Here is a 21,736-nt window from a genome sequence, read left to right on the forward strand (position 1 = left end):
TCCCACCCTCATCGGGTTAGTTCTGTTGCAGCAGTGCCTGCATGGTGGTGATCTCCGCCTGCTGGGCGGCGATGATGTCGGTAGCCATCTGCTTGGCCTCGGCGTTTTCTCCGTCGGCCAGCTCGGTCTGGGCCATCTCGATCGCACCGGTGTGGTGTTCGATCATCATGTTCAGCCAGGCGGTGTCGAAGTCGGCGCCGCTCTTACCGGCCAGATCGGTCATCTGCTCCGGTGTCATCATTCCGCTCATGCCGCCCTCGGCCGCGCCGCTCGGTCCGCCGTGGTTCATTCCGCTCATGCCGCCGCTGGCGTCGGTGGAGGGAACCGTCAGGCCCCGCTGCGCGAGCAGGGCGGTCATCTGCTCCATTTCCGGTCCTTGAGCTGCGGCAATGTTTTTGGCGAGGTCGAGTACCTGCGGATTGGTGGTGCGGCCTAGGGCCATGTTCGCCATCTCGACGGCCTGCGCGTGGTGGGGATACATCATTTGCAGGAACATCACGTCGGCGTCATTGAAGGCGACCGCACCCGTGGTGGTGGACGAGCTCGACGTGGTGCTCGCGGCGTTGTTCGACATTTGGCTCATGTCGTGGCCGCCGCCGCTGTTGTCGCTACAGCCGGCGAGGAGCAGGACTCCGGACACGGCGGCGGCGGACAGGGCGACACGGGCACGGGGGGAACGCAAAGACCACATGAATAGGACTCCTCGAAAAGTCGGTGTGTGAAAGGTGAAGCAGGCGTGCATGAGAGACGTCTGCATGGGTGACCCACCTGATGTGGGTCACCTGTCACACCCGCAACACCGACAGTTGCGCGAGGGTGGGAGTCGTCCACGGCGGCGCCCGGCCGGCGCGGTGACGCAGCAGGGCCCGCAGACCGGGGACCGTGGTCTGCCCGGTGGTGGCGGTGGCGTACCAGCGGGCCAGGACCAGCGCCGCGGCGATCGTCATCACGGACATGCACAGATGCAGGCCCGTGTGGTCGCTGCAGTCGGTGCCCTCACACCCGGTCCCGGCCAGCGCGACGGGAACATCCCCGAGGGCCACCGGCGCCGCGGTGCCGTCGTGCGCATGTGCCGGCGCACCGGAATGATGCCCCGATGCGGTGGGGTGCATGCCGGAGTGGTCGAGCAGCGGGGAGGAATGCATGAGGAGGACACCGAAGAGCACCGCGACGACAGCGGCCAGCCGCAGCAGGTGCTGCGGCGTCGGCGTCGTACCCAGCGCTTTCACAGCCATGATGTTACTGACCCGGTGTCGAGGTCGACGCGGTGAAGGGCACGACCGGGTCACGGTGTCGCCGGAGCCAGCGCCACCGGCCGGTTGCGGGCCGGGTGGTGTCCCGACCTGATGCGATCGCCCGCCGCTCATGTCCCGTCGGGTTCCGGGTAGAGGAATCTGCGGGTGACGAGATGTTTGGTGTCGGTGAGCGTTTCCTCGCTGATCCGGCCGGCGCCGTCGAGGGTCAGCAGCACAGTCATCCCGGCGGCCGGATAGCCGAGCGCCAACCGCACGGTCCCATCCTGGTGCGGCAACCGGACGGCCAGCGGGGCGGTGCCATCGGCGTACGGCTCCTGGGCCAGGAAGAAGTCGGCGGGAAGGTCGAGTCGCTGCGGCTCGGGCGCAGTGGTGGTGGTGTCGCTGGTCACCGACTCGTACACGGTCAGCTCGCCCTCGGCGCGGGTCGCGGCCACGGCGCGGGCCAGGTCGGCGCCGCCGGGTGAGGTGGGCCAGGGCACGAGCAGACTGACCGTGTCGCCCTGCCAGCCCGCCGCGGCCACACCGAGGGTGAGCACGTTGTCCCCACCCTGCCAGGTGGCCGGCGCGACGAAACATCCCGGCCCGCACCCGCGCAGGGCGAGCGTTCTGTCGTCGCCTTCCGCCGCGGCGATCCGCCCGGTGAGGGTGAAGTCCTGGCCCGGTTCGGGGGCGTAGTAGTCGCCGCGCCGCGGAGTGGACAACCGCACCACCAGTTGCCCGTCGCTGGCGGCGACCGACACCCCGACCTGCCCGGCGAGGGTTCCCAGCGGCAGGACCGGACCTACCGGCGGTGGGGGACCGGGTTGCTGGGAGTTGTCGGCCGGGGTGGTGGAGACCAGGGCGGCGCTGGCCGCCAGGACCGCGATCAACAGCGTGCTTTCGGCACGAATCCGATTCCGCACCGCGGGGAGCCGCTCCGGGGCGCGCAGCGACCACCGGGCCGCCAGTGCCACCGCGGCCGCGGCGGCGACCAGCACCAGTTTGATCACCAGCACCTGACCGTAGGCGGTGGACAGCAGGGCGGAGACCGGGATCAGTTGCAGGGCGGTGGCGGTGCCGGTGGCGGCGACGACCAGGAAGGTCCACACCGCCAGCCGGGTGTATCCCGCCAGCACCCACCGCACCGCGGCCCGCTCACTCCACCAGGCCAGCACCGCGCGGGCGGTGTGCAGCAGGGCGCCCACCCAGATCGCGGCGGCCGCCAGGTGGATGGCGGTCATCGCGCCGCCCCACCCGGGTGAGGCGATATTGGCGTGCGAGCGCACCCCTTCCGCGGCGATCACCAGCACCAGCGGCACCGCCGCCCACCCCCGCCGCCCGGTAGAGGCCAGCGCGGCGGCCACCACCAATCCGGCGGCCTCGGTGAGCAAAACCAGGCCTGGGCGTTGCTGCCACAGCACACTCACCGTGCCCGCGGATGCGGCCAGTGCCGCGCCAAGTCCGAGGACACCGGCCAACCCGAGGAGGGCGCCGGCCGGCACCGGGGACCGCAGCGCCGGTAGCGCCGGATCCTCTCGCCGGGCGGTGATGGTGACGCGTTCGGCGATCAGGCCACCGAACGCGAGGGCGAGCCCGAGGAACAGCAACCACCGCAACGCAGCATCACGCCAGGACGTCGACCCGCCGTCGCCCGCGCTTGCGGCGCCCGTCAGAGCGAGACCGACGGCGAACCGGAAGTCCTGCTCGACCAGATCACCGTCGGCGCCGGTCACCTGCCAGCGCACGGTGTAGGTGCCCGGTGTCAGCGCCTCGGCCGGGCGGGCGGTGAGCACACGCCCGTCCCGGGCGGTCTCGGCGACTCCCATCGGCACCGTTCGGTCGTCGCTGTCGGTGACGACGATCGCCGGCGCTCCGGGAGTGACCGGCTCGTTGAACATCAACGTGATCGTGGGTGGGGAGTCGGCGACCGCGGTGTCCGGTCCGGGGTCGGTGAACAGCAGGGTGGGATGGGCGCTGGCCGGCCCTGCCCCGGCGACCGTCATCGCGAGCGTGGCCAGCACCAGGGCGAGGCCGCGACGCAGAGGTCGGGCGGCGGTGGGCATGCCGGGTCAGTTCAGGGTGTAGAGCGCCTGCGAGGTGGCGGCGTAGGCGGTGTCGTAGTTGGCGGCGGTCAACGCATCGACGGTGCCGACCTGAGAGCGTTTTTCCCAGTTCTGTCCTTCGCGGCTGCGCCAGGCGTATCCGTCCTCGTCGATGCCCCACAGCGCATCCCCGGCGCCGGCGAGCATCGCCAGGCGTGGGGCGTTCGGTACGGGCGAGAACGTGCGGGCGGCGGTGGTGCTGTGTTCGAGACCAGCCGGAGTCACCGCCCACACCCCGCTGTCGTTGATCGCCAGTGCGCCGGCGACAAGTTCCGCGCCCGGGGTCCAGGTGGCGCCGCCGTCGGTCGAGACGCGCAGCCCATCGGTGCCGTCGTGGCCGACCAGGACCCGGCCGTCCGTGGTCAGGGTGTGGAAATCAACCTCCCCGGCCAGGGAGCGGTCCATCCAACTCACCCCCCGGTCGGTGCTGCTGCGCAGTCCCAGGGGGTTGGCGGCGAAACTGGAGGGCCCGGGGTGACCGGAGGCGTAGAGGTTGTCGGTGTTCGGGACGCCGGTCAACCCCATGAAGTCGTCATCGGAGGCGCCGACTCGGGAGGTGGCACCGGAGGCGTCGATGGCGAAGATACCCGTGTGCGTGCCGGCCAGCACGGTGCCGTCCTTACCCACGTGCAGTCCGTGCACATGGGACAGTTCGGGGTTGAAATCGACTGTCGGCACGGAGGTGTCGGGTTTCGTGGCCTCGTCGGCCCCGGAGGTGCAGCCGGTGAGCAGGAGCAGGGCAGCGGCGGCGGTGGGCAGCAGGGTGCGGGTGATCCGGTGGGCAGGCATCTTCAGGTCTCATTCTGTACGCGAGGAGAGGAACGGGGAAATCAGGGGCGCACCGACAGTGCATCTCGGATGTCGGTGTGACAGGGGTTTATTCGGTGTAGGACAGGGTGGTCATCATCCCGGCTTCGCCGTGATAGAGGTTGTGGCAGTGCACCAGCCACTGACCGGGGTTGTCCGCGTCGAGGTCGACCTCGACGCTCTGGTTCGGCAGCACCAGGGTGGTGTCCTTGCGGGGACCGGCGCCCTGGCCGTCGACGACCTGGAAGGTGTGCCCGTGCAGGTGCATGGGATGAAACATCATGGTCTGGTTGACGAACCGCAGCCGCACCCGCTGACCTTGGCTGATCTCGAGGGGGGTGTGCTCGCCGTAGGCGGCGCCGTTGATCGTCCACCGATACCCGGACATGTCCATCCCCAGCATCAGCTCGTGCACCCGGTCCGGGGCCCGGCGGTCGAGCCGAACATCCTCGCGGGCGCGCAGAGCCAGGCCGGTGATCGGGGGTGCGTCGAGCTCGGCAGGCCGCACACCCGGGTCGAGTCGCCCGCCGGCCCCGGTGCGGATCACCGCGAACCCCTGACCCTGCTTGCCCTCGGCGGAGGCGACGAGGGGGAAGACCCCGTCACCGAGGGTGACGATCGCATCGAACCGCTCACCCATGCCGATCAGCAGCGATGACCCGGTGACCGGCTGCACCGGATATCCGTCGCTGTGGGTGACGGTCAGCTGATGGCCACCGACGGCGAGGCGGAACGCGGTGTCCGCGCCGGCGTTGATGATCCGCAGCCGCACCCGCTGACCGGGGCGGGCCCGCACCGTGAACGGGTCGGCGCCGAGGGTGCCGTTGATCAGATAGTAGGGGTACTGCACGTCGCCGGTGTCGGCGCCGAGCGGGTTCCCCGGATCGACCGGTGCCCCCATCCCCATCCCGCTCATGCCGCCGTGGTCCATGCCGCTCATCATCGGCATCCCACCCCGGCGCAGGGCGTCGAGTTGCTGATCCGGGGTGCGTCCGGCGACCCCGTCGAGCCAGTCGTCGAGCACCAGAACGGCCTCGAGGTCGTAATCGGCGCCTTCGGCGGGGTCTTCCACGATGACCGGGGCGTAGAGGCCCCGGTCGAACTGCATCCCGACGTGGGGGTGGAGCCAGTGGGTGCCGGCGTCCGGGGCGAGGAACTCGTAGGTGAACGGGCTGCGGGAGGCGATGGCGGCCTGGGTCAACCCGGGCACCCCGTCCATGTCGTTGCGCAGCGCGAGGCCGTGCCAGTGGATGGTCGACTCGGCCGGTAGGTCGTTGCTCAGCTCGGCGCGGAGCAGATCCCCGCGTCGCAACCGGATTTCCCGGCCGGGGATCCGGTCGCCGTAGGCCCAGGTATCGACCTGCACACCACCCAGGTCGATCCGGGTCGGCCGAGCCTGCAGCGAGGCGCGGACCGTGTTCCCGGTCCCGATAGTGGCTCGGCGGACCTGCTCGGCCGCCCGCACCGCCGCCGAGTCGGGGCCGACAGGGGTGGGCACCGCTGCGGCGCCGCCGCCCCTGCTGCACGCGGCCGCCGTCGCCGCTACCCCCAGGCCGGCCAGCGCTAGAAAGTTCCGGCGCGACAGGCGGGCGGCGCCGGAAAACGACGGTTCGATCATGCACAACTCCTGTTCGGACGCAGCGGACGGCACGGGACACCTCGGCCGAGCACCACACCCAATCTACGTAGTTGCATAGTAGATGGGGTGGGGTGGGGGCCTGACCAGGGCGTAAACCCGGCGGCTAGCTCGCGGCCGGTACCTCGTCGGTCTCGGTCACCGCCGGTTCGGCCGGTGGCGGGTCGAGCCGGGCGGAGCGGTCGAGCAGGTACAGGGCGATGACACACACCGCCCCGACACCGGTCAACGCCACCCAGATCAGCGCACCCAGTTCCGCATCGCGCAGGATCCCGAAGACGGCACCGGTGCCCAGGTTGCCGAGCAGGATCCCCACGCCGACGACGGTGTTGTAGAAGCCGTAATGGGTGGCCACGAGCCGGCCGCCGGAGAGGGCGACGACCGTGTCCATCTCGAACGGAAACACCGCGGCGGTGCCGACCGCCAACAGGGCGGCGGTGAGCACCAGGGCGCCGGCGGCGGCCCACCCACCGGCGGTGGCCGGGCCCGGTAGCGCGATCAGCGGCAGGAACGCCAGCGCCATGATCGCCATGCCGACCACCAGGGACCGTCCCGAACCCCACCGGCGGGAGAACCAGGACGTGATCCGCAGCTGCCCGGCGATCGCCACCACCCCCGAGACCACGAACAGCGAGGTCACCAGGGCGGTGTCGGACCGGCCGTCGCCGACCACCACCGCCGCCTGCAGGGGCAGCGCCAGATAGATCTGGAACGAGAGCACGTAGGACCCGATCATCGCCAGCGCGAACAGCACGAAGGGCCGGTTGGCGACCACCACCCGCCAGTCCTCGAGGACCGACGTCTTGGCCGTGGGCGGTGCGGCCTTGTGCGCGGGCAGCGCCCAGATCTGCACGATCGTCAGCACGGCGAAGACCGCGGCCGCGGCCAGCGCGGTGACCCGGAAATCGAGGGTGGTCAGGGCGAGGCCGATCAACGGGCCCAGCAGAATCCCGGCCTGATAGAACACGTTGAACACCGCGAACGCCTCGACCCGCCGTGGCCCCGCGTCGGCGGCTAGATACGCCCGCACCGCCGGATTGAACAGCGCCCCGGCGAACCCGGTGGCCACCGAGGCGAGCAGGATCGCCGGCAGCGATTCCACGGCCGCGAGCAGCACGAACCCGGCGACCCGCAGCAGGCAGCCGGCGACGATCAGCGGTTTGTAGCCGAGGCGGTCGGCGAGGGTGCCGCCGAGCAGGAACATCCCCTGCTGGGAGAAGTTCCGCATACCCAGCACCAGCCCGACCGCCCACGCCGCCAGACCCAGGGGTCCGGCCAGGTACCCGGCCAGATACGGCATCAGCATGTAGAAGCCCACGTTGATGGAGAACTGGTTGACCATCAGCACCTGGGCGGGCCGGTCGAAGCTGCGGAACTGGGTCAGAAGGTTGTTCATGAAACGCTCTCTGTGGGATCGACCACGGTGGCGCACCGGGTCCAGGACTGCACGATCTGGTCGGTCGGGTGGTCGATGGTCGCCGGCTCGGTCGGCGGGTTCGCGTTCAGCAGGCCGTGCTCGGCGCAGTAGTCGTCGTTGTAGATGGTGTCGAAGTAGCGTTGCGGACCGTCGGGGAAGACCGCCGCGACCCGGGTGTCCGGTGGGCTGGTGCGGGCGATCCACCCGGCGGTCAACGCGACGGCGCCGACGCTCCAGCCGCCGCTGGCGTGGTGGGTGGCGGCCAGGGTGCGGCACGACCACACCGCCTCGTGCGGGGCCACCCAGTGCACCTCGTCGAACGCGGGATAGTCGATGTTGTCGGGATAGATGCTCGATCCGAGCCCGCGCATCAGCCGGGTACTGGCGGGTTGCCCGAAGATGGTCGATCCGACGGTGTCGACGCCGACCAGTTTCAGGTCGGGGTTGAACTGGCGCAGCACCCGGGCCACACCGGCGGAGTGCCCGCCGGTGCCCACCGAGCACACCAGCGTGTCGACGCGGCCGAGCTGGGCGATGAGTTCATGCGCGAGCGACTCGTACGCCTCGACATTGTCGGGGTTGGTGTATTGATCCGGGCACCACGACCCGGGATGGGCAGCCAGGAGTTCGGCGACCTTCTCGCGCCGGGCCTGCTGCCAGCCGCCGGTGGGATGGGGGGTGGTGACCAATTCGACGTGGGCGCCGTAGGCGGCGAGCATCCGGTGCACGATCGGTTCCAGACCAGGGTCGGTGACCAGGGTGACGGGATGGTGATGGGTGATCCCGGCCAACGCCAGGCCCAGGCCGAGGGTTCCGCTGGTGGATTCGATGATCGTTGCCCCGGGGGCGAGGTCACCGCGCGCCTTCGCCTTCTCGACCATGTGTAGGGCGGGGCGGTCTTTCATCCCGCCGGGATTGCTGCCTTCGAGTTTCGCCCAGAAGCCGCGGCCGGAATCGGCGAACGGTTCACCGATCCACAGCACGGGAGTGTTGCCGACCATGGTGCTCGGTTGCGGGCACCGGTGAGCGTCGGCCGGCAGCGGGGCGGCGGAGGAGGAGGGTGGAACGAGGGTGGCAGGAACAGCACTGTTCATGATGAAAAGAAATCCCTGTATGTGACTGCGACAAGAGCAGTGGGTGAGTGATGGGCAGCGCGAGCTGGGCCACGAGGGAAAGTCCTCAGATGGCCTGCGGGCTGCTGATCAGCACCTGTTGATACAGAGTTCGTTCAAGACGGTCCGGCCGGGCCGGATGGGGATGGGCACGTCCGGCGGGGCCCGCGGAGTGCGCGGCGCCGACAGCACCACCAGCACCACCGCCAGTGCCATCGCGACGACCGCGGCGATGGTCAGCGGGCGGAGCGGATTGTCGGCCCGGGGCATCGCGACGACGGTGTGCGCCTCGTGGGACACGTGGGTCGATCCGTCGTCGACGTGCGCGTGCCCGGGCGTGAGTTCATCGGCCGGAAGGGCTGACGAGGAGGAGACGTGGACGTCCTCGCCCTCGTGACCGTGCGCGAGGAAGATGCCGCACTGGGCGATCGTGTGCGCGAGCAGATACAGGACAGCGGCGACCGCAACTACCGTCCGCATACGCGGGGGGCGTATCGCAAGAGCCGTCACAATTTCCCGACTGTAGCAGCCATGACCTGGGCGTTGGTCCAGATAACTCGGGGATGTGGGTGCGCGGTGTTGATCCCCGCTGGTCACCAAGCCGCTGGGAGGCACCACATGTTTCCGGTCACCTCGAGTACGACCAGAATGATCGGGGCGGCGCTCAGTGCGGCGGCCACGGCCGCCGACAACACCCGCACCCGCATCTTCGCCGACCGCGGCGGTGGGGAGGCCAGTCGTCCGGCCCGGTCCAGGAGGGCGATGTTGCCTGCGCCGAGGGCGCCATCGGGGACCTGCGCCGGAGCGGACAACGCGATCAGACCGGTGAGCAGGGTCCGCGAGCCGTGCACGCGGGCGGCGGAGTCGTCGGCGCACATCTCCAGCAGGCGAGCCACCTCGATCGCGCCGGCGGTGAACACGGTGATCGGGGGCAGGGCGGCGGCCAGCACCCGCAGGACGGCGAGTATCTGCGCGTGATGCCCGGCCAGATGGGCCCGCTCGTGCGCAAGGACAGCCTGGACCTGCCGGTCGTCGAGGGCCGCGAGGGCGGCGGTGGTGATCACCACGGCGTGCGGGCGACCTGCGGCGCAGTAGGCGACGCGCTCGGCGTTGTCGATGACCACCGCATCGACGCCACGCACCCGGCGGCCGATCAGGCGGGCGCGGCGGGCGTGTCCGTGGGTGTGCATCCGCAGACGCACCAGACCCACAGCGAGTCGACCCCCGATCCACGCGGTGGCCGACACCACCGCCGCGGCGACCGTGACTCCCACCATCTCGAAGACGGTGTCGGCGCCACCGACCGTCTCCTGCAGGCGGGCCAGGCACGCCCCGATCATCGAGCCGCCGGGAAGAGTCCGGTACCGGAGCAGATCGGACACAACCAGCAGTGCGGCCATCGCCCACGAGAGCACCACGGCGGCGATCGCCGCAGTCCAGGCGAGCACGCCCAGTCGCGGGGCGAGGCCGCCATGGGTCAGGCGCCGCAGCACCGGGGGACCGGCAACGGCCACGATCCCACTGAACAGCAGGAAACACGCCGCTGCGCTCATCATCGGGCGGCGTCCTCGTCGGCGGCCATCCGCTGCAACGCCACCCGAAGACCGGCGGCCTCCTCCTCGCTCATCTGCTCGAAGAAGTGGGTCAAGACCACATCCGACCTGCCGCCGGAGTGGAAGGCCTCCCGCATCAACCGGGCGCTGTGCTCCTCCCGGGTCAGGGTGGGCCAGTACCGGAACGCCTTGCCGCTGCGCTCGCGCTCGAGCCAGCCCTTGCGGTGCAGGTTGTCCATCGTCGACATCACCGTGGTGTACGCAATCTCCCGGTCCCGGCTCATGTCGTCGAACACCTCACGGACCGTGGTCGGCCCGTTCTGGTCCCACAGCCGCTCCATCACTACCGCTTCGAGCTCGCCGAACCCGCGCACCCGCATGTGCCCTCCCACCGTTTTCGTCGCCCCAGCCTACGACTCCGGGGCCGTGTCTCGGGGCTTCGGTCTCGCCGCCCACCTGGGCGGGCGATAAAAGAACCCCTTGATCTACTATCTACGTACGTAGTACGTATATTGGGTCGGTACCGACACAGCTGAAGGGGAGCGGAACCGCGACATGAGTGACCCCGTACCGGTCGGCGTCCGTTGGGTTGTGCCGGTCCTCGCTGTCATCGGCGTGCTGATCGTCGCCCTCTGGCCACGGCACACCGGTAACGACCCCTCCATCTACGACCCGCCTATGCGCACCCTGCTCGCCCTCGGCGGGGGCCACCCGACCAGCGTCATCCCCTCCACCTTGATCCTGGACCGCGATTTCAAGGTCGCCGCGGCCTACCTGCGGGCCCTGCTCACCGAGGATCTACCGGTGATCGAACGAGTAGCGGCCGAATCATGAACCTGCTCGCTCAAGATGTCGGCACCAGTTTCCAGACTGCCGCCGCCACCGGACCCATGCTCCTGGCGCTCGGGGCCGCCGCCCTGGCCGGGCTGGTCTCCTTCGCCTCGCCGTGCTGCATTCCCCTCGTTCCGGGATACCTGTCCTACCTGGCCGGAATCGCCGGAGCCGAAACCTCCACCGACCGAGCTGGCGACACCCGGGTGAGAACCGCGGCCAGGATCCGGGTCACCGGCGCCGCCCTGCTGTTCGTCACCGGCTTCACGGTCGTCTTCGTCCTCGCCACCGCCTCGGTCTTCGGACTGATCAGCGTCCTGCAACTGAACCGAGAACTGCTCCAACGCCTCGGCGGCGTCATCACCATCGTCATGGGCTTGGCGTTCCTCGGACTGATCCCGGCACTGCAGAAGGACACCCGGCCCCGCCCCCGACGGGTAGGGCACCTCGCCGGCGCTCCACTGCTCGGGGCGGTCTTCGCGCTGGGCTGGACACCCTGCCTCGGGCCCACTCTCGCCGGCGTCCTGTCCGTCACTGCCGGAACCGAAGGCGCCACGGCCGCAAGGGGTGTGGTGCTGATCATCGCCTACTGCGCCGGCCTGGGAGTGCCGTTCATCCTGCTCGCCTTCGGATCGACCAGGGCCATGGCCGGGGCGGGCTGGTTGCGCGAGCATTCGCGGACCATCCAGATCGTCGGTGGGGTCGCCCTCATCGTGGTCGGGCTCGCTCTGCTGACCGGGGCGTGGGATTTGTTCATCGCCTGGCTTCGGGACGAGTTCGTCAGCAACGTCGTGCTACCGATCTGACTGATGTGTCTGATGTAAGCGGTGGGAAAGAAGAACATTATCGGCACTGAAGGGAAGGAAATGCACTAACGTTACGGCGTGTCGTCTTGACTTACTCGCGCCGCCTCGTTCGTTCGGTTGACCGTTCATTGTCGGAGCGTGAATTTCAGAAGGGACCGCGATGCGAGGCACAACAGGCGCTTTCGCCGCACGTAGGAGACTTGCCGCGCTGGTCGTCGGCGGATCGACCGCCACCGCCGCGCTCTTTCTCGCCGGTGCGCCGACCGCATCCGCCACCCACGTGTCCCCGCCGACGTCGTTCGCGGCCGCGGTCGCCAATGCCTTGACCATGACCGCGGATACCGCCGACCCGGACGTGGTCATCGTCGACCCCAGCCTCTGGCAGAAGGTGGCGAACATCGCCTCCACCAGCCTGCAGAACGCGCAGGCCAACGGATCCCTCGAGGACGCCCTGGCCACCCAGCAGATGCTCACGAGTTGCCTGGGAGCGTGGTCGGCACACGGGGAACCCGGCATCGGTGGTGCCCTGAGCGCCTGCACGAATGAACTCGACAGCATCGACGCGAGCATCGGCCCGAGATTGCTCGCTGCCCTCGAATACGACCCTCCCACCGGTGCGCCCCCGATGACCTCGGCGCAGCCGGACCTCTCCGAAACACCCACCGAACCGCCGGGTGAGAACGCCGCCCCGGTCGACGAATCCACGGCCACGGAGGATCCCGAGGCGCCCGGAGAAGCCAGCGCGCCTCCCGCGGCAACCGATTCCACCGCACCGCAGTACGAAACCTCCCCAGAGGGGCCCAGCACACCGGCCGGCGCGACCACTGCACCACAAGAGACCACGGTCGAGCCGATGACGCCGTCGCCGGAGGCACCGGCCTCGGGCGCCGCGGAACTGTCCCCCGAAACCGGCGCGGGCATCGGGACCGAGACCGAGGGCCACGACGAGACCGGTGTCCACGATGGCACCGAAACGCTCGATGGCACCGAATCTCTCGACGGAACTGAAACTCCTGACGGCACTGAAACCCTTGATGAGACTCGCCCCAGTGACGGGACGGATCCGCACGACGAGGAAGCTGGGGCGGCGCAGGACGGCCCGGCGCCGGCACCGCAACCGAAGACCTGGAATCGGCCTGGGAGCCGCGCGTTCGTTGCACCGTCGTCCGGCACGATCACCTCACCCTTCGGAGACGGGCGCGATCACGGCGGCATCGATATCGCCAACACGTTGGGCGCGCCGATCGTCGCGGTCGCTGACGGGGAGGTCATCAACGCCGGACCCGCCCAGGGGTACGGGCTGTGGGTGCGAATTCGGCACGACGACGGCACCATCACCACCTACGGCCACAACAACGACAACCTCGTCGAGGTCGGCCAGCGCGTGAAAGCCGGCCAGAAGATCGCCACCATCGGGAACCGGGGCAATTCGACCGGGCCGCACCTGCACTTCGAAGTCGAAACACCCGACGGGGACAAGACCGACCCCCTCGCATGGCTCACCAAACGAGGGGCATCGATCATCGGCCTGGACTGACGGCTCTATAGCCGGCTGCCCCAAGGTGGGTGAGCTACCGGGTCCCCGCCGCACGTCGGCTCCGATACCCGTACGGGGTGACTCCCCGTGGCTTGTACACCGCGAGCACGGTCGCGGCGAGCAACACCAGGACCGCGCCACTGGCGTGGACCACATGGGTCGGATTCCTCAGCGCGAGCACATCGGCATCGGACAGGGTCGTTTGCGCGGCGATGGCGGCGGAGTAATCGATGGACTGCGTGTACAGCCACAACACGGCCGAGGCGCCGACATTGAGCGCCAGTTTGAAGAGCACCCAATAGTGCCGGAGCAGGCCCCACGGGGTGCCCAGCGACGAGATGAGCCCGGTGACCAGCGATGCGAGACTGAGCGGGAGGATCACCGTCCAGACGAGAAGTTCCATCGCGGGATACAGGGCCCGCCCGGTCGGCGTTCCGAAGTTCATCAGCGCGGCGATGGCCAACGCCAGATACGTGAGTACCGCACCGAGCCAGCCGACCGAGGCGCAGATGTGCACGGTCCGCGCGAGCTTACGCAGCCCCGGCGACATGCTCACGCAGCGACCGTCCGCACTCCGAGACGATCACCGACAGAACCGCCACCGGCCTGCATAACGTCGACGTCCCCGCTGATCGCGGCAGAGCCGACGGTGGTCCCGGCGGACAGGTGGCGACCGGGACCGTGATTGCCGCCGCCGAACACCATCATCAGGATCACCAGCACGAGCAGGACGCCGACGACGATGCCGACGACCTTGACCCAGCGCGGCGTGGGTTCACGCCGGGGAGAAGAACCACGGTCCTCGTCGGAGCGGGGGGAACCGGCGTCGGGGGTGGGGTCAGTCATCGTGGGTCCTCCATCCGAGCAGCAGGAATTGCCGCCTACCGATTTTTACGATACACAACGTCACGCCTGAATCGCACTGTGTTGACTACGTCGGTGCGTACACTTGCGGGGTGCCGAAGCTGTGGAACGAGACGATCGAGGACCATCGCAAAGCGGTCCGCGAGGCGGTCATGGACGCCACCGCAACGCTGGTCGCCCACTACGGGCTCGCGGCGGTGACGATGTCCCGGATCGCCGAGGACACCGGTATCGGGCGGGCGACGCTGTACAAGTACTTCCCCGACGTCCAAGCGATCGTTCTTGCCTGGCACGAACGTCAGATCCTCCGTCACCTCGCGCAGCTCGCCGAGGTACGGGACCGCACCGCCGGCGGTGCCGCCGACCGGCTGCGGGCGGTGCTCGCGGCCTACGCCCTGATCCTCCACGACCACGAGCCCACCGTGGACACCGCCGCGCTGCATCGCGGTGAGCACGTCGGCCGGGCGCAGCACCAGCTCACCGGGTTCGTCACCGACCTGATCGCCGACGGTGCCCGCGCCGGCGAGATCAGAGACGACACCGCCGCCGAAGAGCTGGCGCGATATTGCCTGCACGCCCTGACCGCCGCCACCAGGTTGCCCACCCGGGAAGCGGTCCACCGGCTGGTGCAGGTCACCTTGGATGGGATGCGTCCGGCGCGCTGACCGAGCCCGGCCCGACCTGCCGGGGTGAACCGGTCTGCAGCACAGGGCGCTTCGCTGGAGAGCTCAGTGCTGTACGAGCCGGGCCGGGTCGAGGTCGATCCGCCGCAGAAGTTGCGCGTTGAGCGCGACGACGATGGTGGAGACCGACATCAGCACCGCCGCCACTGCCGGGGAGATGGCGACGCCGGCGAAGGCCAGCACACCGGCGGCCAGCGGGACGGCGATGATGTTGTAGCCGGTGGCCCACACCAGGTTCTGCCACATCTTGCGGTAACTGGCCCGCGAGAGGTCGATGATGGAGAGCACCGCGCGGGGGTCGTCGGCGGCAAGCACCACCCCGGCCGATTCGATCGCCACGTCGGTGCCCGCGCCGATCGCGACACCGACCTCGGCCCGCGCCAAGGCGGGGGCATCGTTGACACCGTCGCCGACCATCGCCACTTTGTGGCCGCGGGCCTGCAATTCGGCGACCTTCGCGTCCTTGTTCTCCGGGAGCACGTCCGCGAACACTTCGTCGATCCCCAGATCGGCGGCGACGGCGTCGGCGACCTGCCGGGCGTCGCCGGTGATCATGGCGACCTTGATTCCCCGCTGGTGCAGGGCGTCGATGGCCTGGCGGGACTCGTCCCGCACCTTGTCCTCGAGTGCGAGGGCGCCGACCACCTCGCCGCCGCGGACCACGTGCAGCACCGACGCGCCGCGGCCCACCCACGGCTGGGTTGCCGCGGCGACCTCGGGCGGGACGGTGACACCCAGGTCGGCGAGCATCGCCGGTCCACCGACCGACACGTCGGTGCCGTCGATGGTGGCGGTCACGCCGCGCCCGGGGAGGGACCGGAAGTCGGTGGCAGGGCTGCCCGCTGAAGCGGGGACCGTGGCTGCGGCGGCGGAGACGATGGCCCTGGCCACGGGGTGTTCGCTGTCGGCTTCGACGGCGGCGGCGAGGGTGAGGAGATCCTTTTCGGTGAGGGCCGCACTCGCGGCGAGTCCGGTGACGGCATGCTTGCCCTGGGTGAGGGTGCCGGTCTTGTCGAACAGGACCACATCGACGGTCCGCATCCGTTCCAGGGAGAGCCGATCCTTGACCAAAACTCCCGCCCTGGCGGCACGTTCGGTGGAGATGGCGATCACCAACGGGATGGCCAGGCCGAGGGCGTGGGGGCAGGCGATGACCAGGACCGTGACGGTGCGGACCACCGCCTCGTCGAGGTTGCCGATCAGCGTCCAGACCGCGAAGGTGATGATGCCGGCGAGGGTGGCGAAGTAGAACAGGAAGGCGGCGGCCCGGTCGGCGAGAGCCTGGGCGCGGGAGGAGGATTCCTGCGCGTCGGCCACCATCCGCTGGATGCCGGCCAGGGCGGTGTCCTCGCCGACGGCGGACACCTTCACCCGCAGGGCGCTGTCGGTGGCCACCGTGCCGGCGACCACGGTGTCGCCCACCGCCCGGGGGACGGGCTTGGATTCGCCGGTGATCATCGATTCGTCGACCTCGGCGACGCCGTCGGTGACGGTGCCGTCCGCCGGAACCCGGGCCCCGGCCCGCACCAAAACCAGATCACCGGTGGTCAGTTCGGAGATCGGGACCTCGGTGACGCCGTCGTCGGTGATCTTGTCGGCGGTGTCCGGCAGCAGCGCAGCGAGGGCCTCGAGTGCCCCGGAGGCCGATCCGAGGGCGCGCATCTCGAGCCAGTGCCCGAGCAGCATGATCACGATGAGAAGGGCCAGCTCCCACCAGAAGTCGAGATTGAACCCGCCGAGCTCGAGGGTGGTGATCCAGGAGGCGATGAAGGCCACCGAGATGGCCATGCCGATCAGCAGCATCATCCCGGGCTGGCGGGATTGCAGCTCGCTCCAGGCGCCGGTGAGGAAGGGCATGCCGCCGTAGAAGAAGATCACCGTGCCCAGGATCGGGGCGATCCACATCACGCCGGGAAACTCGGGCATGGAGTAGCCGAGGAGGTCGGCAACCATGTGGCTGAAGATCACCACCGGGATCGACAAGGCCAGGCTCACCCAGAACTTGCGGCGGAACACCTCCCCGTGGGCGCCGTGGCCTTTGTGTTTGTCCCGGCCACTACCGTGATCGTGTCCGCCGTGATCATGCCCGGCACCGTGGTGTTCGGCCGCCTGCTCCGCGTGATGCCGGTGATCACCGGCACTGACACCGGTCTCGGAATGCCCGCTCGGATGCGCCATCGTCAATCCTTCGTGGTCCTGGGGTCAGCTCGCCGGAGTGGCGAGGTGGTAACCGGCTTCCTCGACGGCGCCGCGGATCTGATCGAGCGGCAGCGGCGTGTCGGCGGTGACGGCGACCCGGGACTGGCCGCCGACCGTGAGGTCGATGTCGACGGCGCTCACCCTGTCGAGTTGTTCGATTTCCTCACGCACCGCTTTGACGCAGTGCTCGCAGGTCATCCCGGTGACCGCGTAGGTGTTGGTGGTGCTCACGAGAAGTCCTTTCCGCCCCACGACCGCGGGACGGAACGGGTCGTGGGGGCAGCCGCATATCGGTTCAGAGGGTCGACAGGATCTGTTCCATGGTGGTGATTTCCTGCTGCTGGGTGGTGATGATGTTCTGCGCCATCGCCTTCGCCTGCGCGTTCTGGCCGTCCTCCACCTCGGTCTCGGCCATGGTGATCGCACCCTTGTGGTGCTCGATCATCTGGGTGAGAAAGAGTTTGGCGGCATCGACGCCCTGAGCGTCGCGCAGGGCAGCCATGTCTTCGGCCGACATCATCCCCTCCATGTCCTCGCCGCCCTCCATCCCGGGCATGTCCATCCCCGTAGTGCCCGCCGGCGGTATCACCCCCGGTGCCTCGGGCATCTGCATCCCGGTGCCCATGGGCATGGACTCGGTCATGTTCATGCCGGTCGTCGTGGTCGCCGCGGTGCCTTCGCCCCACGCGGTCAGCCAGGCGTTGAGTTGCTCGATTTCCGGGCCCTGCGCGGCCTTGATCTGCTGCGCGAGGTCGACCACCCGCGGGTCGATCCCCTGCTTGGCGAGCAGCATGTCACTCATCTCGATCGCCTGGCTGTGGTGGGGAACCATCCCCTGCGCGAAGGCGATATCGGCGTCGTTGTGTTCGGCGGCACCGTTCTCCGCGCTGACCGAGGTGGTGACGGCGGCCGAGGTGGTGGTCGCGGCGCTCTCCTCGGTGCCGGAATCACCACATGCGGTCAGGGCCAGCAGCAGCGCCGCCGATGCGGCGCAGGCGGCGAGGGACTTGTTCATCGACAACAACCTTCTCTCTTCTTTTCGTCTTTTCGGCGGATGCGGTGACGCAGACGGGGTCAGTCGAGTGCGGCGAACAACTCGCGGCAGGCGTTCTCACACCGCCGGCACGCATCGGCGCAGACCGAGCAGTGCTCGTGCAGCGAGGCGTGCTCGGTGCACCGATCTCCGCACGACTTGCACGCGGTGACACAGGTTTCGAGGACCGCGGACGTGAGATCGGGGTCGAAGCCGGTGTGACGGGAGAGCACCCGCCCGGTGGCCTCGCAGATGTCGGCGCAGTCGAGGTTGGTGCGAATGCAGGCGGTCAGGTCGGCCACCGACGGCTCACTCGGACACGCATCCGCGCAGGCCGTGCACGTCTGCGCGCAGGAGGTACACGCCTCGATACAGGACAGAAGTTTCGCCTTGTCGATATGCCGCAGATCCTTCGGATAGCTCTCGAGCATTCTCTCGGCTGTGCTCACGATGACTCCCTTTTCGTGAAGGGGCATGTCGGCGGCGGACGCCGCTGACACAACGGCGGCCCCGCCACCATATACCCGTAAACCCGTACGGGTAAACAGTTGGTCGGGCCGCGGGGTGGGTGTCTCGTGGGTCAGAATGGGTGCATGAGTCACCCGTCCACCACCGAGGGGCACCCGGTCGATCCGGAGCGGGTGGCGCATGCCCGTGAGCGGTTGCTCAGCCGCGACGACGCCGCCCGGTTGAGCAGCATCCTGAGCCTGCTCGCCGACCCCACCCGGACCCGGGTGATCTACGCCCTCGACCTCGCCGAGGAACTGTGTGTGGGCGATATCGCCCTGACCCTCGACCTCGGCGAGGACGCTGTCGGGTACGCCCTGCGGATCCTGCGCACCGCCGGTATGGTCACCCGCCGCAAGGCGGGCCGCACCGTCTATTACCGTCTCGCGGACGGGTTTCCGGAACCGTTGCGGATGCATTGCCTGCGCCGCCTCGTCGAGATTTCCGACGAGAGCGCCGGGGTGGACGACGACGACTGACCCTCGGACGGTGCCGGGCGGTGCCTCAGGAGCGGACGAGCCGGGCGATCGCGTCGGTGGCCTCTTTGATCTTCGCGTCGGCTGCGGGACCGCCGGCGACGGCGGCGTCGACGACGCAGTGACTGATGTGGTCTTCGAGCAGTCCCATGGCCACGGCCTGCAGGGCCTTGGTCATCGCGGAGACCTGGGTGAGGATGTCGATGCAGTATTTGTCTTCCTCGACCATCCGCTGCAGTCCGCGGGCCTGGCCTTCGATGCGCTTGAGGCGCTTGAGGTAGGCGTCTTTTTCGGTGATGTAGCCGTGCGCGGCATGGTCATGGCCGTCGGTCTCGGCAGGTGCGTGGGTGGCCGCGGGAGTGGTGGCCATGGTGTCCTCCTGGAATCCGAGTGTCATGCCGAGCACACCCGATTATGCCCTCCCGGGGTATTCGGGGCGGGGTGTGGGCCCTCGACGCGGCGGCCGATCGCCGATGCGGCGCACATCACCGCGCACCGGGCCGCCGCCCGGGTCGCGGGGTGTCGGATGATCTGCACCAGGGTTGTTGTCACCGAGGACATGGCCGGTCTCCTTTCGGGGACTGCATGGGGTAAAAGGGTGTGGGGTGGGTGGGTGCCTGCACGCCCCGCCCACCCCACCTCCTGGGTGCGTTGCCTGCGGTTATCCGGTGAGGGACCGGAATCGGCGCAGTCGCAGGCTGTTGCTGACCACGAACACCGAGGAGAGCGCCATCGCTGCACCGGCGAGCATGGGGTTGAGCAGTCCGGCCGCGGCCAGGGGGAGGGCGGCGACGTTGTAGGCGAAGGCCCAGAAGAGGTTGCCCTTGATGGTGCCCAACGTCTTGCGGGCCAACCGGATTGCATCGGCGGCGGCGCGGAGGTCCCCGCGCACCAGGGTCAGGTCACTGGCCTCGATCGCGACGTCGGTGCCGGTGCCCATCGCCAGACCGAGGTCGGCCTGCGCCAGGGCGGCTGCGTCGTTGACACCGTCGCCGATCATCGCGACGACCTTGCCCTGGTCCTGCAGCCGTTTGACGACGTCCACCTTGTCGGCGGGCAGCACTTCGGCGATCACCTCGTCGATACCGACCTGGTCGGCGATCGCGCGGGCGGCGGCGGTGTTGTCGCCGGTGAGCATGATCGGCGTCAGGCCCAGCCTGCGCAGCTGTCCGATCGCCTCGGCCGAGGTGGCCTTGACGGCGTCGGCGACGACGAGCACGGCTCGGGCCTTACCGTCCCAGCCGACTGCGACGGCGGTCTTGCCCTCGGATTCGGCTGCGGTCATGGCCGCTTCGAGATCGGCGGGTAGGTGCTGTGCCCAGTCCGCGAGGAGCCGGGCCCGGCCGACGACCACCGCGTGCTCGTCGATCATGCCCTGCACTCCGAGGCCTTCGATATTGGTGAACTGCTCCACTTTCGGCAGGGCGCCGACCTTGTCGCGGGCGCCCTTGGCGATGGCCGCGGCGATCGGGTGCTCGGAGGAATCCTCGAGGGCGCCGGCCAGGCGCAGCACCTGCATGGTGTCTTCGCCGTCGGCGGTGATCACCTCGAGCAGGGTCATCTTGCCGGTGGTGACGGTGCCGGTCTTGTCGAGCACCACGGTGTCGACGCGGCGGGTCGATTCGAGGACCTCTGGCCCCTTGATCAGGATGCCGAGCTGGGCGCCGCGGCCGGTGCCGACCATCAGTGCGGTCGGGGTGGCCAGGCCGAGGGCGCAGGGGCAGGCGATGATCAGTACGGCGACGGCGGCGGTGAACGCGGCCGCGAGGCCGCCGCCGGTGCCGATCCAGAAACCCAGCGTGGCGACGGACAGGGCGATGACGATCGGGACGAAGATCCCAGAGATCTTGTCGGCCAACCGTTGCGCCTGCGCCTTACCGGTCTGGGCGTCTTCGACGAGTTTCGCCATCTGCGCGAGCTGGGTGTCGGACCCGATGCGGGTGGCACGCACGGTGATCCGGCCGCCGACGTTGACGGTGGCGCCCACGACCTGGTCGTCGGGTCCGACCTCGACGGGCACGGATTCGCCGGTCAGCATCGACGCATCCACCGCGGAAGAGCCGTCGGTGACGACACCGTCGGTGGCGATCTTCTCCCCGGGGCGAACGACGAACTCGTCACCGACGGCCAGTTGATCGACAGGGATGCGCTGCTCGACACCGCCGCGTAGCACCGAGACCTCTTTGGCGCCGAGTTCGAGCAGGGCCCGCAGGGCGGCACCGGCGCGCCGCTTGGAGCGGGCCTCGAAGTAGCGGCCGGCGAGGATGAAGGTGGTCACCCCGGCGGCGGCCTCGAGGTAGATGTTGCCGGCGCCGTCGGAGCGGGAGATGGTCAGCTCGAACGGGTGGGTCATGCCGGGCATACCGGCGGTGCCCCAGAACAGCGCATACAGTGACCAGCCCAGGGCGGCGAGGGTGCCCATCGAGATGAGGGTGTCCATCGTGGAGGTGCCGTGCCGCAGGTTGGTGAAGGCGGCCTTGTGGAACGGCCACGCCCCCCACACCACCACCGGGGCCGCGAGGGTGAGCGAAAGCCACTGCCAGTGGGTGAACTGCAGCGCCGGAACCATAGCCATCGCGATCACCGGCACACTGAGCACCAAGGACACGAGCAGGCGTTGACGCAGTGCGGCGGTCGGGTCCGGCTCCGCGGCGGGGCCGGCCGCGGTATCGGCGGCGGGCGGCGCCGGGACCTTGGCGGTGTAGCCGGCCTGCTCGACGGTGGCCACGAGATCCTCGGTCGACACAGCACCGACGTAGTTGACGCGGGCCTTCTCGGTGGCGTAGTTCACCGTGGCGGTGACGCCGTCGAGTTTGTTGAGCTTCTTCTCGATCCGGTTCGCGCACGAGGCGCAGGTCATGCCACCAATTTCGAGCTCGACCCGGCCGTCGGCGGTCGGGTGCTGCGTGACGGAATTCATCGTTCCTCCTCTCCGGTG

23 protein-coding genes and 1 pseudogene are annotated in these 21,736 nt (G+C 69.2%); 5 read left to right on the forward strand and 19 right to left on the reverse strand.

What is annotated here, in order from left to right:
* Nucleotides 1-16 precede the first annotated feature (16 nt).
* From L1080_RS36080 to L1080_RS36125, 10 genes are all read right to left on the reverse strand, one after another.
* Complete coding sequence (locus L1080_RS36080) at nucleotides 17-691, reverse strand: DUF305 domain-containing protein (RefSeq protein WP_250773541.1); 675 nt, start codon at nucleotides 689-691, stop codon at nucleotides 17-19.
* Between the two features lie 94 nt (nucleotides 692-785).
* On the reverse strand, nucleotides 786-1,235 hold the full coding sequence (locus L1080_RS36085) for a DUF6153 family protein (RefSeq protein WP_250773544.1): 450 nt from the start codon (nucleotides 1,233-1,235) through the stop codon (nucleotides 786-788).
* A gap of 128 nt (nucleotides 1,236-1,363) precedes the next feature.
* The gene (locus L1080_RS36090; RefSeq protein ID WP_250773546.1) at nucleotides 1,364-3,298 is read right to left on the reverse strand and encodes a copper resistance CopC/CopD family protein; all 1,935 of its coding nucleotides are present in this window, start codon (nucleotides 3,296-3,298) and stop codon (nucleotides 1,364-1,366) included.
* Between the two features lie 6 nt (nucleotides 3,299-3,304).
* On the reverse strand, nucleotides 3,305-4,126 hold the full coding sequence (locus tag L1080_RS36095) for a F510_1955 family glycosylhydrolase (RefSeq protein WP_250773548.1): 822 nt from the start codon (nucleotides 4,124-4,126) through the stop codon (nucleotides 3,305-3,307).
* Between the two features lie 88 nt (nucleotides 4,127-4,214).
* Entirely contained in the window at nucleotides 4,215-5,762 is a 1,548-nt protein-coding gene (locus L1080_RS36100; RefSeq protein ID WP_250773550.1) for a multicopper oxidase family protein, read from the reverse strand.
* A gap of 124 nt (nucleotides 5,763-5,886) precedes the next feature.
* Nucleotides 5,887-7,176, reverse strand: coding sequence for an MFS transporter (locus L1080_RS36105; RefSeq protein WP_250773552.1), 1,290 nt, complete (start codon nucleotides 7,174-7,176; stop codon nucleotides 5,887-5,889).
* Entirely contained in the window at nucleotides 7,173-8,291 is a 1,119-nt protein-coding gene (locus L1080_RS36110; protein ID WP_208964086.1) for a PLP-dependent cysteine synthase family protein, read from the reverse strand. The genes L1080_RS36105 and L1080_RS36110 overlap by 4 nt, the downstream gene beginning before the upstream one ends.
* A gap of 108 nt (nucleotides 8,292-8,399) precedes the next feature.
* Nucleotides 8,400-8,789: a putative copper homeostasis (lipo)protein LpqS gene (gene lpqS, locus L1080_RS36115; protein ID WP_208964087.1), complete on the reverse strand. Its 390-nt coding sequence runs from the start codon at nucleotides 8,787-8,789 to the stop codon at nucleotides 8,400-8,402.
* A 113-nt stretch (nucleotides 8,790-8,902) separates the two neighbouring features.
* Nucleotides 8,903-9,865, reverse strand: a complete 963-nt coding sequence (locus L1080_RS36120; protein WP_250773554.1) for a M56 family metallopeptidase — start codon at nucleotides 9,863-9,865, stop codon at nucleotides 8,903-8,905.
* Nucleotides 9,862-10,242 carry a BlaI/MecI/CopY family transcriptional regulator gene (locus L1080_RS36125; RefSeq protein WP_250773556.1) on the reverse strand — a complete coding sequence of 127 codons (381 nt, stop codon included), beginning with the start codon at nucleotides 10,240-10,242 and terminating at the stop codon, nucleotides 9,862-9,864. Before L1080_RS36125 ends, L1080_RS36120 begins: the two co-directional genes overlap by 4 nt.
* A gap of 277 nt (nucleotides 10,243-10,519) precedes the next feature.
* Between L1080_RS36125 and L1080_RS36130 the strand changes: the two are divergent.
* The 3 genes and pseudogenes from L1080_RS36130 to L1080_RS36140 all read left to right on the forward strand — a co-directional run.
* Nucleotides 10,520-10,696 (forward strand): annotated as a pseudogene (locus tag L1080_RS36130) (TlpA family protein disulfide reductase); the annotation flags it as partial.
* Nucleotides 10,693-11,499, forward strand: coding sequence for a cytochrome c biogenesis CcdA family protein (locus L1080_RS36135; RefSeq protein ID WP_250773558.1), 807 nt, complete (start codon nucleotides 10,693-10,695; stop codon nucleotides 11,497-11,499). The pseudogene L1080_RS36130 and the gene L1080_RS36135, both read left to right, overlap by 4 nt.
* Before the next feature lie 160 nt (nucleotides 11,500-11,659).
* A complete protein-coding gene (locus tag L1080_RS36140) occupies nucleotides 11,660-13,036 on the forward strand; it encodes a M23 family metallopeptidase (protein ID WP_250773560.1) in 1,377 nt (458 codons plus the stop codon).
* Nucleotides 13,037-13,070: 34 nt separating this feature from the next.
* On the opposite strand, the gene L1080_RS36145 is transcribed toward L1080_RS36140, so the two are convergent.
* Together L1080_RS36145 and L1080_RS36150 are read right to left on the reverse strand one after the other, a co-directional pair.
* Nucleotides 13,071-13,586: a DUF2269 domain-containing protein gene (locus L1080_RS36145; protein ID WP_250773904.1), complete on the reverse strand. Its 516-nt coding sequence runs from the start codon at nucleotides 13,584-13,586 to the stop codon at nucleotides 13,071-13,073.
* A gap of 2 nt (nucleotides 13,587-13,588) precedes the next feature.
* Nucleotides 13,589-13,882, reverse strand: coding sequence for a hypothetical protein (locus tag L1080_RS36150; RefSeq protein WP_250773561.1), 294 nt, complete (start codon nucleotides 13,880-13,882; stop codon nucleotides 13,589-13,591).
* A gap of 110 nt (nucleotides 13,883-13,992) precedes the next feature.
* Here L1080_RS36150 and L1080_RS36155 point away from each other — a divergent pair, with 110 nt between their 5' ends.
* Nucleotides 13,993-14,565: a TetR/AcrR family transcriptional regulator gene (locus L1080_RS36155; RefSeq protein WP_250773563.1), complete on the forward strand. Its 573-nt coding sequence runs from the start codon at nucleotides 13,993-13,995 to the stop codon at nucleotides 14,563-14,565.
* A 63-nt stretch (nucleotides 14,566-14,628) separates the two neighbouring features.
* On the opposite strand, the gene L1080_RS36160 is transcribed toward L1080_RS36155, so the two are convergent.
* From L1080_RS36160 to L1080_RS36175, 4 genes are all read right to left on the reverse strand, one after another.
* Nucleotides 14,629-16,761 carry a copper-translocating P-type ATPase gene (locus L1080_RS36160; protein ID WP_250773565.1) on the reverse strand — a complete coding sequence of 711 codons (2,133 nt, stop codon included), beginning with the start codon at nucleotides 16,759-16,761 and terminating at the stop codon, nucleotides 14,629-14,631.
* A gap of 24 nt (nucleotides 16,762-16,785) precedes the next feature.
* The gene (locus L1080_RS36165) at nucleotides 16,786-17,013 is read right to left on the reverse strand and encodes a heavy-metal-associated domain-containing protein (RefSeq protein WP_250773567.1); all 228 of its coding nucleotides are present in this window, start codon (nucleotides 17,011-17,013) and stop codon (nucleotides 16,786-16,788) included.
* A gap of 64 nt (nucleotides 17,014-17,077) precedes the next feature.
* Nucleotides 17,078-17,797: a DUF305 domain-containing protein gene (locus tag L1080_RS36170; RefSeq protein ID WP_250773569.1), complete on the reverse strand. Its 720-nt coding sequence runs from the start codon at nucleotides 17,795-17,797 to the stop codon at nucleotides 17,078-17,080.
* Nucleotides 17,798-17,856: 59 nt separating this feature from the next.
* On the reverse strand, nucleotides 17,857-18,264 hold the full coding sequence (locus L1080_RS36175) for a four-helix bundle copper-binding protein (RefSeq protein ID WP_250773571.1): 408 nt from the start codon (nucleotides 18,262-18,264) through the stop codon (nucleotides 17,857-17,859).
* 144 nt (nucleotides 18,265-18,408) lie between these two features.
* Here L1080_RS36175 and L1080_RS36180 point away from each other — a divergent pair, with 144 nt between their 5' ends.
* Nucleotides 18,409-18,801: an ArsR/SmtB family transcription factor gene (locus tag L1080_RS36180; protein ID WP_250773573.1), complete on the forward strand. Its 393-nt coding sequence runs from the start codon at nucleotides 18,409-18,411 to the stop codon at nucleotides 18,799-18,801.
* A 25-nt stretch (nucleotides 18,802-18,826) separates the two neighbouring features.
* On the opposite strand, the gene L1080_RS36185 is transcribed toward L1080_RS36180, so the two are convergent.
* The 3 genes from L1080_RS36185 to L1080_RS36195 form a co-directional block, all read right to left on the reverse strand.
* Nucleotides 18,827-19,168 carry a metal-sensitive transcriptional regulator gene (locus L1080_RS36185; protein WP_250773907.1) on the reverse strand — a complete coding sequence of 114 codons (342 nt, stop codon included), beginning with the start codon at nucleotides 19,166-19,168 and terminating at the stop codon, nucleotides 18,827-18,829.
* A 23-nt stretch (nucleotides 19,169-19,191) separates the two neighbouring features.
* Nucleotides 19,192-19,359: a hypothetical protein gene (locus L1080_RS36190; protein WP_459032569.1), complete on the reverse strand. Its 168-nt coding sequence runs from the start codon at nucleotides 19,357-19,359 to the stop codon at nucleotides 19,192-19,194.
* A 100-nt stretch (nucleotides 19,360-19,459) separates the two neighbouring features.
* Complete coding sequence (locus L1080_RS36195) at nucleotides 19,460-21,718, reverse strand: heavy metal translocating P-type ATPase (RefSeq protein ID WP_250773576.1); 2,259 nt, start codon at nucleotides 21,716-21,718, stop codon at nucleotides 19,460-19,462.
* Nucleotides 21,719-21,736 lie beyond the last annotated feature (18 nt).

It is taken from the genome of Rhodococcus sp. MSC1_016 (genome assembly GCF_023667485.2).
In the GTDB taxonomy this organism is placed as follows: domain Bacteria; phylum Actinomycetota; class Actinomycetes; order Mycobacteriales; family Mycobacteriaceae; genus Rhodococcus_F; species Rhodococcus_F oxybenzonivorans.

What these genes read in the sequence shown, in the direction of transcription:
- L1080_RS36080 (WP_250773541.1), bottom strand. Translation starts at nt 691, where the DNA reads ATGTGGTCTTTGCGTTCCCCCCGTGCCCGTGTCGCCCTGTCCGCCGCC.
- L1080_RS36085 (WP_250773544.1), bottom strand. Translation starts at nt 1,235, where the DNA reads ATGGCTGTGAAAGCGCTGGGTACGACGCCGACGCCGCAGCACCTGCTG.
- L1080_RS36090 (WP_250773546.1), bottom strand. Translation starts at nt 3,298, where the DNA reads ATGCCCACCGCCGCCCGACCTCTGCGTCGCGGCCTCGCCCTGGTGCTG.
- L1080_RS36095 (WP_250773548.1), bottom strand. Translation starts at nt 4,126, where the DNA reads ATGCCTGCCCACCGGATCACCCGCACCCTGCTGCCCACCGCCGCCGCT.
- L1080_RS36100 (WP_250773550.1), bottom strand. Translation starts at nt 5,762, where the DNA reads ATGATCGAACCGTCGTTTTCCGGCGCCGCCCGCCTGTCGCGCCGGAAC.
- L1080_RS36105 (WP_250773552.1), bottom strand. Translation starts at nt 7,176, where the DNA reads ATGAACAACCTTCTGACCCAGTTCCGCAGCTTCGACCGGCCCGCCCAG.
- L1080_RS36110 (WP_208964086.1), bottom strand. Translation starts at nt 8,291, where the DNA reads ATGAACAGTGCTGTTCCTGCCACCCTCGTTCCACCCTCCTCCTCCGCC.
- lpqS (WP_208964087.1), bottom strand. Translation starts at nt 8,789, where the DNA reads ATGCGGACGGTAGTTGCGGTCGCCGCTGTCCTGTATCTGCTCGCGCAC.
- L1080_RS36120 (WP_250773554.1), bottom strand. Translation starts at nt 9,865, where the DNA reads ATGATGAGCGCAGCGGCGTGTTTCCTGCTGTTCAGTGGGATCGTGGCC.
- L1080_RS36125 (WP_250773556.1), bottom strand. Translation starts at nt 10,242, where the DNA reads ATGCGGGTGCGCGGGTTCGGCGAGCTCGAAGCGGTAGTGATGGAGCGG.
- L1080_RS36135 (WP_250773558.1), top strand. Translation starts at nt 10,693, where the DNA reads ATGAACCTGCTCGCTCAAGATGTCGGCACCAGTTTCCAGACTGCCGCC.
- L1080_RS36140 (WP_250773560.1), top strand. Translation starts at nt 11,660, where the DNA reads ATGCGAGGCACAACAGGCGCTTTCGCCGCACGTAGGAGACTTGCCGCG.
- L1080_RS36145 (WP_250773904.1), bottom strand. Translation starts at nt 13,586, where the DNA reads ATGTCGCCGGGGCTGCGTAAGCTCGCGCGGACCGTGCACATCTGCGCC.
- L1080_RS36150 (WP_250773561.1), bottom strand. Translation starts at nt 13,882, where the DNA reads ATGACTGACCCCACCCCCGACGCCGGTTCCCCCCGCTCCGACGAGGAC.
- L1080_RS36160 (WP_250773565.1), bottom strand. Translation starts at nt 16,761, where the DNA reads ATGGCGCATCCGAGCGGGCATTCCGAGACCGGTGTCAGTGCCGGTGAT.
- L1080_RS36170 (WP_250773569.1), bottom strand. Translation starts at nt 17,797, where the DNA reads ATGAACAAGTCCCTCGCCGCCTGCGCCGCATCGGCGGCGCTGCTGCTG.
- L1080_RS36180 (WP_250773573.1), top strand. Translation starts at nt 18,409, where the DNA reads ATGAGTCACCCGTCCACCACCGAGGGGCACCCGGTCGATCCGGAGCGG.
- L1080_RS36185 (WP_250773907.1), bottom strand. Translation starts at nt 19,168, where the DNA reads ATGGCCACCACTCCCGCGGCCACCCACGCACCTGCCGAGACCGACGGC.
- L1080_RS36190 (WP_459032569.1), bottom strand. Translation starts at nt 19,359, where the DNA reads ATGTCCTCGGTGACAACAACCCTGGTGCAGATCATCCGACACCCCGCG.
- L1080_RS36195 (WP_250773576.1), bottom strand. Translation starts at nt 21,718, where the DNA reads ATGAATTCCGTCACGCAGCACCCGACCGCCGACGGCCGGGTCGAGCTC.